Annotated in this window: 11 protein-coding genes (1 of these 11 only partly in view); 4 read left to right on the forward strand and 7 right to left on the reverse strand. The window is 62.7% G+C overall.

The window, feature by feature from the left end:
• Positions 1-106: 106 nt before the first annotated feature.
• The 6 genes from BFN67_RS13590 to rpmB all read right to left on the reverse strand — a co-directional run bounded on the left by BFN67_RS13590 (position 107) and on the right by rpmB (position 7,346).
• A complete protein-coding gene (locus BFN67_RS13590) occupies positions 107-688 on the reverse strand; it encodes a CarD family transcriptional regulator (RefSeq protein ID WP_080920120.1) in 582 nt (193 codons plus the stop codon).
• Positions 689-1,036: 348 nt separating this feature from the next.
• Positions 1,037-1,375, reverse strand: coding sequence for a ferredoxin FdxA (gene fdxA, locus BFN67_RS13595; protein WP_080920101.1), 339 nt, complete (start codon positions 1,373-1,375; stop codon positions 1,037-1,039).
• A 134-nt stretch (positions 1,376-1,509) separates the two neighbouring features.
• Positions 1,510-1,896: an RNA-binding S4 domain-containing protein gene (locus BFN67_RS13600; protein ID WP_080920102.1), complete on the reverse strand. Its 387-nt coding sequence runs from the start codon at positions 1,894-1,896 to the stop codon at positions 1,510-1,512.
• A complete protein-coding gene (locus tag BFN67_RS13605; protein WP_080920103.1) occupies positions 1,896-5,009 on the reverse strand; it encodes a helicase-related protein in 3,114 nt (1,037 codons plus the stop codon). Before BFN67_RS13605 ends, BFN67_RS13600 begins: the two co-directional genes overlap by 1 nt.
• Positions 5,010-6,292: 1,283 nt before the next feature.
• Entirely contained in the window at positions 6,293-6,967 is a 675-nt protein-coding gene (locus BFN67_RS13610; protein ID WP_080920104.1) for a queuosine precursor transporter, read from the reverse strand.
• A gap of 82 nt (positions 6,968-7,049) precedes the next feature.
• On the reverse strand, positions 7,050-7,346 hold the full coding sequence (gene rpmB / locus BFN67_RS13615) for a 50S ribosomal protein L28 (RefSeq protein ID WP_080920105.1): 297 nt from the start codon (positions 7,344-7,346) through the stop codon (positions 7,050-7,052).
• On the opposite strand from rpmB, the gene BFN67_RS13620 reads away from it, so the two are divergent.
• From BFN67_RS13620 to yddG, 3 genes are all read left to right on the forward strand, one after another.
• Positions 7,345-7,530, forward strand: coding sequence for a hypothetical protein (locus BFN67_RS13620; protein ID WP_080920106.1), 186 nt, complete (start codon positions 7,345-7,347; stop codon positions 7,528-7,530). The genes rpmB and BFN67_RS13620 overlap by 2 nt on opposite strands.
• 71 nt (positions 7,531-7,601) lie before the next feature.
• A complete protein-coding gene (locus tag BFN67_RS13625; RefSeq protein ID WP_080920121.1) occupies positions 7,602-8,381 on the forward strand; it encodes a DUF3108 domain-containing protein in 780 nt (259 codons plus the stop codon).
• Between the two features lie 45 nt (positions 8,382-8,426).
• Positions 8,427-9,311 carry an aromatic amino acid exporter YddG gene (gene yddG, locus BFN67_RS13630; protein ID WP_080920107.1) on the forward strand — a complete coding sequence of 295 codons (885 nt, stop codon included), beginning with the start codon at positions 8,427-8,429 and terminating at the stop codon, positions 9,309-9,311.
• Between the two features lie 23 nt (positions 9,312-9,334).
• Here yddG and gloB read toward each other — a convergent pair whose 3' ends face one another.
• Complete coding sequence (gene gloB / locus BFN67_RS13635) at positions 9,335-10,102, reverse strand: hydroxyacylglutathione hydrolase (RefSeq protein WP_080920108.1); 768 nt, start codon at positions 10,100-10,102, stop codon at positions 9,335-9,337.
• 150 nt (positions 10,103-10,252) lie between these two features.
• Between gloB and BFN67_RS13640 the strand changes: the two genes are divergently transcribed.
• On the forward strand, positions 10,253-10,620 hold the 5' portion of the coding sequence (locus BFN67_RS13640; RefSeq protein ID WP_080920122.1) for a class I SAM-dependent methyltransferase. 487 nt of this gene lie beyond the right edge of the window; the window shows 368 of its 855 coding nt (coding positions 1-368); its start codon is at positions 10,253-10,255; its stop codon lies off the right edge, out of view.

The following is a 10,620-nucleotide window of genomic DNA, read 5'->3' on the forward strand; positions in this document are numbered from 1 at the left end:
GCTTTAAGCAGCGAGCGTTCTGGCGAACGTGCCCCCACTGCTCCAGCGCGTTTCCTTGGCCGCATTTGTGCGGCGCCAGACGATTCCCGCCTGACCGCAAAATGCTTCAGGCGGCTTCTTCCTGCTCGGCTTCCTCATTGTCGGCCTTGGCGCCACGCTTGGGACCCTTGTTCAGGTTGACCTCGATGAGGCGGACGGCCTCCGTCTCCGACATATGGTTGACGGCGGCGATCTCGCGCGCCATGCGGTCGAGCGCGGCTTCGTAGAGCTGGCGCTCGGAATAGGACTGTTCCGGCTGATTGTCGGCACGGTAAAGGTCGCGCACGACTTCCGAGATCGAGAGCAGGTCGCCGGAATTGATCTTGGCGTCGTATTCCTGGGCACGCCGTGACCACATGGTGCGCTTGACGCGGGCGCGGCCCTGTACAACTTTCAGCGCGCGCTCGACATAGTCGGTCTCGGCGAGCTTGCGCATGCCGATGGAGGCCGCCTTGGCGACCGGCACCTTGAGGCGCATCTTGTCCTTCTGGAAATCGATGACGAAAAGCTCAAGCTTGTGGCCTGCCACTTCCTGTTCGTCGATGGAGACGATCTGGCCAACGCCATGCGCCGGATAAACGATGAACTCACCGGTCTTGAACCCGTGACGCGCTGCATTGGACTTCTTCTGCGGGGTGGTGCTTGCCATTACGCCCTGAACTCCTTGTTGCGGGCCGGCGACAGGCCGGCCAAACAGAATGCCGGACCAGGCCGGCGTTTGCTGCACGACGACGAACCCGCCGCAAAAGCCGGGGCCGGCAGACTGCAAACGCAATCGCTGGCCCGGAGCGATCCGGTCCGGGTTTAGTTCCACCTTTCAGTGATTAGGGCGTCTCAGCCATAAATCGACGTTGTGTCATCGGCATGTTTCAACCGTGTAGCACAAAAAGTCGGAAGAATCAAGAATTTGCTGCATGCGCGAAGAAGATGCCGCGCGTCCTTGTCAAGAGGCGTGCGGATCAAAGGCTTGACCTTGCGTCAGGTCGGAGGCTTTCGATCAATTTCCTTCGCCGGGTTCCGGCGAGAAATATTTCTCGAATTTGCCCGTTTCGCCGTCGAACTGCTTGGCGTCGGCCGGCGGTTCCTTCTTGGCCGTAATGTTGGGCCATTTATCGGCATATTCGGTGTTGACCTCAAGCCATTTCTCGAGGCCCGGTTCGGTATCCGGCTTGATCGCATCTGCGGGGCATTCGGGTTCGCACACGCCGCAATCGATGCACTCGTCGGGATGGATGACGAGCATGTTGTCGCCTTCGTAGAAACAGTCCACCGGACAGACCTCGACGCAGTCCATGTATTTGCACTTGATGCAATTATCGGTCACGACATAGGTCATTCGCCGGTACTCCGGAATCCGTCTTTTCGTCCGCCGTGCGGGGTGAACTATCGGTGAGGTAACGCCTTTGCCGGGCGCTTGCAAGGCCGCGTGGCGGCTACGAATTGGCACAGATCGCAGTTGGTTGCGCTATCTCAATCAAAGCTCAACAAGCGGTTGGTCTGGCGGCGCTCTTTCTTGGTCGGCCGCCCGCTGCCGGCTTCACGCACCGGCGCCATCGCACTGGCGGGTGTGGCATCCTTTGCCGCCGCCGTCGGCGACATATCCTCATAAAGCGCGCGGGCTTCCTCGAAAGGACCGCGCCGCGTGCCTCCGGCCAGCACCTTCCACACCAGGATGCGCCGCTCCAGCGTGACGGTCAGGACGTCGCCTGGCTTGACGTTATCGGACGGTTGAGCCGATTTGTCGCGATTGATGCGCACACGCCCGGCCGAAACCAGCCTGGCCGCCAGCGAGCGCGATTTTACCGCGCGCGCAAAGAACAGCCATTTGTCGATGCGCTGCCGGCCTTCGCTCGCCACTATTTCTTCAACTGCTCGCGCAGGGCGGCGAGCTTGGCGAAGGGCGAATCGGGATCGATGCGGACAGGCCGCTCCTCGCGCGGCTTGGGCGCGAAGCCGGCGTTGCGGTTCGCTCGCTCGCCCCCTTTGCCGCCCTTGGCCGGCTTGCCGTCCGGCCTCTTGCCCTGTCTGGTGAAACGGTTGCCGTTGCCGGCATTGGCCTTGTCGCCGCGCTCGCGGCTGGCGCCATCGGCGCGCTGGCGCTGGTTGTGACGCTGGCCGCCCTTGTGGCGGTCGAAACGCGCCTGCCGCCACAACAGGACGGGCTTCGGCGCCTCGGCTTCTTCTTCCGCCGCGGATTCGGGCCTTGCTTCGGCCTCGCCTGCCTGCGGCGCTTCGGTGGACGCCTCTATCGGTGCGGGAGCCTGTGGCTCGGATGGGGTTTCCACAGGCGCATCCGCGATTGTGGCGTCCGTTTCCCTCGGCATCTGTGGCGCTTCGGCATTGTCTGCTGCCGATTCCGCCGCAACGGGGCCGGCGCTTTCGTCGGCCGCAGGCTCGGCGACGGTTTTGTCCGCTGCCGCGGCAGCCTTGGCGGCATCCGCCGCGGCTCTGGCTTCGTCTGCCTGGCGTATGGCCTCGTCGAACGCGTCGAGCTTGGCCTTCACCTCTTCGGCCGGTTTGGGTTCGGCGCGATAGCCGAGCCCTTTCAGGACTTCTTCCATGTCGTCGGCCGTGGCGCCGAGGATCGACATCATTGCCGGCGTCACCATGAAGACCCCGGCATCATAGGCGCCGTCGGGTCGCGGACCGAGACCTGGTTTCCAGTTGGTCGCCGGGCGGATGAGATCGGCCAGCCGCTCCAATATATCGACGCGCACGGCGCGGCGACCGAGATTGCGATAGCCGGCAAGCTGGTAAAACGCCTTCTCAAAGGTCGGATCGACCACCACCGAGGTGCGGCCCGTGGCCAGCGCGTTGACCACATCGCCGAAGCCCGGCATGTCCTTGCCGTCGTTCTTCAACGCCCATAGCAGCGTCAGCAGCCCGGCCGGCGCCGGCTTGATGAGTGATGGCACGAAAATATGGTATGCGCCGAAACGCACGCCGAGTCGGCGCAATGCGGCGCGGCCTTCCTGATCCAGCGAGCGCATTTCCTCCAATATGTCGCGCCGGTTCAAAAGGCCGAAATTCTCGACAAGCTGGAAAGCGATGCCACGCGCAATGCCGCTCAATTGCTCGGCGTTTTTCAACTCGACCAGAGGCTTCAGCAGCGATTCGATCTGGAAATTGACGAAGCGTTCGGCTCTGGCCGCAACCTTGTCGCGCGCTGGGCCGGTCAATTGCTCGTCGGCCAGCAGCACGAGGCGCGGCTTCAGCGCGTCCTCGCCCGCCACCAGCGTGCCGATGGGCGCGCCGATCCAGCGCAAGGTGCCGTCGGAACCCAGCGCGATGTCGCCATTTGCAGATGCGCCGAAGCGTTCGGCACGCGCCTCGAATTCGGCACCAAGCGCCTTCTGGGCAGCGTTGCGCACGGCCTTGGCGTCTTCGCCGTCGGCACTCTGGTCCGCGGTGAAGCGGAAGCCTTGCAATTCGCCGACGTGATGGCCCTCGACGAGGACGGTTCCGGCAGGGCTTATCTCGGCATCAAGCATGGTGTTTTCTCTAAGGCGCCGCATGAGGACGGAAGTCCTGCGGTCTACGAAGCGTTTCGTCAACCGCTCATGCAACGCATCCGACAATCTGTCCTCTATTTCGCGCGTCTTTTCGCGCCAGTGTGCCTGATCGGCCAGCCAGCCGGGCCGGTTCGACACAAAAGTCCAGGTGCGGATCTGGGCGATGCGGTGCGAGAGCGTATCGATATCGCCTTCCGTGGTGTCGGCCCGGCGCACCTGCTCGGCCATGTAGTCCTCATCGACATGGCCGCGCCGGGCTAGGTCGGTATAGATCGAGGCGATCAGGTCGGCATGCTGGGCGGGTGCGATGCGGCGATAATCGGGCAGGGCGCAGGCGTCCCACAAAAGCGCCACCCGCTCGCGATTGGACGCGAGCTTGCGGATGTCATGGTCCTTGGACAGATGATCGAGCGCCTGCGCATCGACAGCGGGCAGTGCGCGGGTCAACCCTTCCACCGGCGCATTGGTCTCGATGGAGCGTTGCAGCGCCTCGAGCGTGGCAAAGTCGAAGGCGGCGGTGCGCCATTGCAGCACCTTCACCGGCTCGAAATCATGCGCCTCGATCCTGGCGACGAGATCGTCGTCCAGGGAATCGACCCGGCCGGTGACACCGAATGTGCCGTCGCGCAAATGGCGGCCGGCACGGCCGGCGATCTGGCCGAGTTCGGCGGCGGTCAACTGGCGATACTGATAGCCGTCGAACTTGCGGTTCTGGGCGAAGGCGACGTGATCGACATCGAGATTGAGCCCCATGCCGATGGCATCGGTCGCCACCAGGTAATCGACGTCGCCGGACTGGTAGAGCGCAACCTGTGCGTTGCGGGTACGGGGCGAGAGCGCGCCGAGCACGACGGCGGCAGCCCCCTGCTGGCGGCGAATCAGTTCGGCGATGGCGTAGACCTCGTCGGCTGAGAAGGCGACGATGGCCGTGCGGCGTGGCAGGCGGGTGAGTTTCTTCGAGCCGGCATAGGCCAGATGCGACAGGCGCGGCCGCGTCACCACCGAAACGCCCTTGAGCAGTTTTTGCAGGATGCCCTGCATGGTGGCCGCGCCCAGAAGCAGGGTTTCCTGGCGTCCGCGCAGATGCAGGATGCGGTCGGTGAAGATATGGCCGCGTTCGAGATCGTTGGCGAGTTGCACCTCGTCTATTGCCACGAAGGCGGCGTCGGTCTCGCGCGGCATGGCTTCCACCGTGCAGACCGAATATTTCGCGCTTAGCGGCTGGATCTTCTCTTCGCCGGTAATCAGCGCCACCCTGGCGGCGCCGACCTTTTCGCAAAGCCGCCCATAAACCTCGCGCGCCAGCAGGCGCAGCGGCAGGCCGATGACGCCGCTTTCATGCGCCACCATGCGTTCGATGGCGAGATGCGTCTTGCCGGTGTTGGTCGGCCCGAGCACGGCGGTCACGTCGCGGCCCGAAAGGATCAGCGGCGCGGTGGAGTTCGGCTGACTGTTCATCGGTTCGGCAGGAAACTTTCTCGTCCGTTGATGGAAGGGCGATGATGGCGGGACCGTTGGCGACACATAAGCATTCGCCCAATGAAGCGAAAGAGCCTGAATACGATGAACAGCAATGTGCTCGCGGCCTCTCCATCGATCGGATGGCCTTGTTTCACGCCTCTGCACAGGACCAGAATTAATTTCTGGAACGAGTCTGGAACGAATCAGCGACGAATCGCTGACTTTTGGAAGTTCTTTATTTGTTCACTGCTACATATGGGGTTTTGGATATACGACGTCACCATATGCTGAATCGTCGCGGAGCGATCCGGTCGATGGTTGGGTCCGGCTGTTAACTTTTGCCGGTTTTCGTTCTAGCGTGCCTTGCGCCGCCCTTTGACAAGCTTGTCAAGCTTATGAAATCGTTAATCTTTCTTAACAATATTCAGCAATTTCGGGTGCCGTGATCCGGTTTCCCATTAACGTTTCGACCAAAGCCGGAACGAAGCGGCGACGAATCGGTAATTGCGTATTGTTCTGTATCCGTTCGCCGCAACATCTTGTGTTTCGCACAACCTATCCACCGATTATCCACAGGTTGGGAACTGGCGCGATGGCAAGGAGCCTAGCGGTTGTTAACTTTAGCGTGCCGGATTGAAACAGGCCCCTTCCTCACGGTAGGAAATAGCGTGTTCCATTGCCGTGGGCTCAGGAAAGCAGGCGCGACATGAGCCCTCATCCTGAGGTGCGAGCGGCCTTCCGCCGAAGCCCGCAGGGCGCAGAGGCAATGGCGCTACATCAGCCCTCATCCTGAGGTGCGAGCGCAGCGAGCCTCGAAGGACGAGGGCGGCTCCAGTTGGCGTGGATGGAAATTTATCGCCTGCCGTAATCGATAAGAATAAATCCGTTGCCAATCAGGCGCTTGCCCCGTTAACGGCGGTTTCCTTCTCCCCGCTTTGTCCACACCCGTCATCTCTCCCGCATAATCCCCCTCAGCAGCTTGCCAGCGGGAACGGGTGTGCACACTCGAGCATCCAGGCAAGTGTGGCGCCGGGTGTGTTATCCGTAACAGTGAACGGAACCGCCCGGCCCGAACCGGACCTGCGTTGCTCGCGCCCGCAAATGGGCGATGGGCCGGGAAAGGCAAGGGTAGAAACGCCGGCGGGCGCGGACAACCGTGCCATATAATTGAACTTAGGAGGTACGGCCCGCGCCCGCTTCCCGACTGCCTCCTCGAACAAGAGGAGCGTTCTTTGAAATGGCCAGGGCTGAAAGGCAGCGTGGCAACGGGGAAGTGCGGCCTACGCCGTGGCAGGCTGCAGCCAGCGTGCGGCGATCAGCCGATAGGGGATGAGTGCGAAGACCGCGATGGCGAGTTTGACCGAAAGATCGCCGAGCGCCCATGACAGCCAGCGCACGGCTTCCACCGGCAACGTGCCCATCAGGGGCGCCGTTTCGAGTGCGAAACTGTCGCTCGGCCCGAGAAAGGCGAAGGCGCCGGAAAAGGCGATCGAAAAGAAAACCAGCGTGTCGAAGACCGAACCGACCAGCGTGCCGAAGATCGGCGCGCGCCACCAGCTTTTCCGGCGTAGCCGGTTGAACACGGTGACGTCCAGCAATTGCGCGATGAGGAAGGCGGCGCCAGAGGCGCAGGCGATCCGGGCAAGCCGGTCGGCAGCGGTCTGGAACTCGATCAGGCCGTGCCTAAACAGGAAGGGCGGCACAAGAATCGAGCAGACGACAGCCGCCATGAACCCGACGAACACCACCCGGCGCGCTACGGTGGGACCGTAGCGGCGGTTGGCAAGATCGGTAACGAGGAAGGAGAAGGGATAGGTAAAGGCGCCCCAGGTCAGGATGTCGGCCAGAGCCAGGCCGCCGACCGTTCCGTGCATCGGAAACTGCACGAGGATATTGGAGGCAACGACAACCACGGCCATCGCCGCCACGAAGGGCATGTATCGGGAGAATCTCATTTTTTTAGCCTGGGTTATGGAACCAGTGAAGCGCTTTGAACCGGCACTTCGTAAAAGGCGGTCGTCCCCCGCCTTGAATTCTTCAGGCGGCGGACGCTTCGGCCAGCTTCTTGGCGATCTGCTTCTTGAGCAGGCGCGCGCGCTGCGAAAGTTCCTTCTCGTCGGCCTTGGCGAGGAAAGCGTCGAGGCCGCCACGATGCTCGACCGAGCGCAGCGCATTGGCCGAAACGCGCAGGCGCACGTTCTGGTTCAGCGCCTCGGAGATCAGCGTGACATTGACCAAGTTCGGCAGGAAACGGCGCCGGGTCCGGTTGTTGGCGTGGCTCACATTGTTGCCGGTCATAACCGACTTGGCGGTGAGTTCACAGGTGCGGGACATGATTGCTGCCTTTGTTCTCGATCAAGCCAAACCTGCGAGCCGGCGCTTCGGTGCGCATGGATTCCAGCAGGCGGCCATATGGAAAAGTTGGCGTTCCATAGTGTGGTTTCGCGAGGGCGTCAAGCGCAAGCTTGCCCGCCACATCGCACCCCGCTTCACAGAATGGCCGGAATCCAACCTATAAGAGAGGTGAGGGACATGCAAAGCCGGAAGCATATATTCGGGTTTGCCAAATCGTGCAGGATCATTGCTGCCATGTCACGCCCGCTTGCCGGTCTTTTCGCCCTTCTTGTTGCTGCCGCTCCGGCCTCGGCCGCGCCTTGGCAAGCCTTTCACGGCGATTACACGGTTTCCTTCCTCGGTCTGTCGGTTGCCAGGGCGTCTTTCGACAGCCGTTATGACGGCGATCGCTACAGGATCAACGGGTCGGTTTCGGCAGCGGGGCTGGCACGGTTGTTCGACGACACGACGGGCACGCTGACCGCGACCGGCCGGCTTTCGGGCAGCCGAACCGAACCGATCGCTTTTCGGGCCGATTACACGTCCGGCAAGAAGAAATCCATGGTGGATATCCGCTTCGCCGATGGCAAGGTCGCCAGCACCAAAGTACTGCCGCCGCCGAAGAAGCGCGGCGCGAACTGGGTCGCCCTGGGGCGGGCCGATCTTGCCGGCGTGATCGATCCGATCGCCGCCACGGTCATCAAGGCTGGCAGCCTGAACGATGTCTGCGGCCGCACGGTGAAGATGTACGATGGCGAGATGCGCGCCAATCTGTCGCTGACCTTCGTCTCGACGGGCAAGATGGCGGTGAAGGGCTATAGTGGCCCGACGGTTACCTGCCGCATGGGTTTCGAGCCGGTGTCGGGCTATCGCAAGGGACGCAAGGCGCTGGATTTCCTCAGGTCCAAGAGCCGGATCGTCGTGACCTTTGCGCAGATCGGCCAAACCGGCGTATATGCGCCGATCCACGCCACGGTGGGCACGCAGATCGGCACGATAACGATACGCGCGCGGCGCTTCGAGGCGACCGGATGAGAGGTTCAGCGTTCGTGCTGGGCCGGGATTCCTTGAGGAGGAAAGATGGCGCGCGCGACACTGATCGGCTTCTCGGCGGTCGCCATGTGGGCGCTGCTGGCGCTTCTGACCGATGCGTCCGGCGCGGTGCCGCCGTTCCTGCTGTCGGCCATGGCGTTCGCCATCGGCACGGCGGTCGGGCTGGTCGCCCGGCTGTTTGCCCCGCCGCGTGGCCGGCGCGAAAAAATTCCGGCGCAGGTCTGGGTCATCGGCATTGCCGGCCTGTTCGGCTATCATTTCTTTTATTTCACCGCGCTGCGCAATGCGCCGGCCGTCGAGGCCAGTCTGATCGCCTATCTATGGCCGCTTCTGATCGTGCTTGGCTCGGCGCTGATGCCGGGCGAGCGGTTGGCCTGGAATCATGTCGCCGGCGCGCTGCTGGGGCTTGCCGGCACGGTGCTCATCGTCAGCAGGGGAGGCGCGCTTGCCTTCGACGCGCGTTACGGCTTCGGTTATGCGATGGCGGCAGTCTGCGCGCTCCTGTGGTCGGCCTATTCGCTTTTGTCGCGGCGCTTTCCGGCCGTCCCGACAAGCATCGTCACATGGTTTTGCGCGGCGACGTCGGTCCTGTCGTTCATCTGCCATCTGCTTCTGGAACAGACCGTGCTGCCTGTCACCGAGGGGCAATGGTTGGCGGTCGTCGGGCTCGGCCTGATGCCGGTGGGCGCGGCTTTCTATGCCTGGGACATCGGCGTCAAGCGCGGCAATATCCAAGTGCTGGGTGCGGCCAGCTATGCCGCGCCGCTGCTTTCGACGCTGGTCCTGATCGGCGCTGGTGTCGCCGAGCCGTCATGGCGCATACTGGCCGCCTGCGTGCTGATCACGGGTGGCGCCGCTCTGGCGGCAAAGTCGCTGCTGTTCGGCAAGAGGGCCGAGGCCGCGAAAGCCTGACGCCGGCACCGCTGCGCATCGGCTCAGAAATTGTCCTTGCGCTTGCGGATTTCGGCGAACACTTCCGGGCTTGTCGCGCCTTCCATGCCGAGATGCTTGCGGATCGCCGGATCGCTCCAGCGCAGGAACGGATTGGTCGCCAGTTCCTCGCCGATGGTGGTGGGCAGCGTCGGCTTGTCATCGGCCCGCAATACCTCAATTTTCTTTACGCGCTGCTGCAACGCCTTGTTGTCCGGATCGATGGTCAGTGCGAAGCGGGCGTTGGACAGCGTATATTCATGGCCGCAATAGACCTTGGTGTCGGGCGGCAGGTCGGTCAGTTTCTTCAGCGATTCATACATGACCTCCGGCGGTGCTTCGAACAGACGGCCGCAACCCAGCGCAAATAGCGTATCGGCGGTGAAGGCGACCCCCGATTGCGGCAGGTAATACGAGACATGGCCGGCGGTGTGGCCGGGGGTTTCGATCGTCTGGATTTCCTGATTGCCGAAACCGATCGTGGTGCCCTCGCGCACGGTGTCGTCGATGCCGGGAATCTTCGCCTTTTCGGCTTCCGGGCCGATGATTTTGAGCCCAAATCGCTCCTTCAGCGCCAGATTGGCCTCGACATGATCGGCATGATGATGGGTGATGAGGAGCAACTTCGGTGTCCAGCCGGTGTGCTCGATGGCGGCGAGGATCGGCGCCTCCTGCGGGGCGTCCACCAGTGCCACGTCTCCGGTTTCGGCATCCCGCATGAGCACGCCGAAATTGTCGTCGCGACACATGAACTGCTCGATCTCAACCGCCATATCCGGCCTCCGTTTCCAAATGTCTTCGTTCGGGCAGACATAGGGTGGTGGGGAGAGGGTGTCATCCCCTTAAATGGCCGAATGCGTCGTGCCGTGTTGAACTCGCCCGACATCGCGGCTACCGTTCCGCCTCCGCAACGGGCACGGATCATGCACTCGGACATCGTCGATCTGCGTTCCTTTTATTCGACGACGCTGGGGCGCCTCGCGGAGCATTCCATCACCATGGCGCTGTCCTCGGTCTGGTCCACCGCGCCGAACGAGCGGCTGGTCGGGCTCGGCTATACGCTGCCCTGGCTGGAGCGGTTCGGCGCCGATGCCGAGCGGGTGCTCGCCTTCATGCCGGCGACGCAGGGTGCGGTTGCATGGCCCGCCGCCGGCCCGTCGGCGACGGCGCTGGTCTTCGACGAGGACCTGCCGCTGGTGGATTCTTCGATCGACCGGATGCTGCTGGTTCATTCGCTGGAGCATGCCGAGAATCCGCGCGAGACCTTGAACGAGATCTGGCGAGTATTGTC

Source organism: Manganibacter manganicus, assembly GCF_002075885.1.
Classification (GTDB): Bacteria; Pseudomonadota; Alphaproteobacteria; order Rhizobiales; family Rhizobiaceae; genus Mesorhizobium; species Mesorhizobium manganicum.

Bases quoted from the DNA above. Each gene is read 5' to 3' on its own strand.
- BFN67_RS13590 (WP_080920120.1), bottom strand. From the start codon at position 688: ATGGCAAGCACCACCCCGCAGAAGAAGTCCAATGCAGCGCGTCACGGG.
- fdxA (WP_080920101.1), bottom strand. From the start codon at position 1,375: ATGACCTATGTCGTGACCGATAATTGCATCAAGTGCAAATACATGGAC.
- BFN67_RS13605 (WP_080920103.1), bottom strand. From the start codon at position 5,009: ATGAACAGTCAGCCGAACTCCACCGCGCCGCTGATCCTTTCGGGCCGC.
- BFN67_RS13610 (WP_080920104.1), bottom strand. From the start codon at position 6,967: ATGAGATTCTCCCGATACATGCCCTTCGTGGCGGCGATGGCCGTGGTT.
- BFN67_RS13620 (WP_080920106.1), top strand. From the start codon at position 7,345: ATGATTGCTGCCTTTGTTCTCGATCAAGCCAAACCTGCGAGCCGGCGC.
- rpmB (WP_080920105.1), bottom strand. From the start codon at position 7,346: ATGTCCCGCACCTGTGAACTCACCGCCAAGTCGGTTATGACCGGCAAC.
- BFN67_RS13625 (WP_080920121.1), top strand. From the start codon at position 7,602: ATGTCACGCCCGCTTGCCGGTCTTTTCGCCCTTCTTGTTGCTGCCGCT.
- yddG (WP_080920107.1), top strand. From the start codon at position 8,427: ATGGCGCGCGCGACACTGATCGGCTTCTCGGCGGTCGCCATGTGGGCG.
- gloB (WP_080920108.1), bottom strand. From the start codon at position 10,102: ATGGCGGTTGAGATCGAGCAGTTCATGTGTCGCGACGACAATTTCGGC.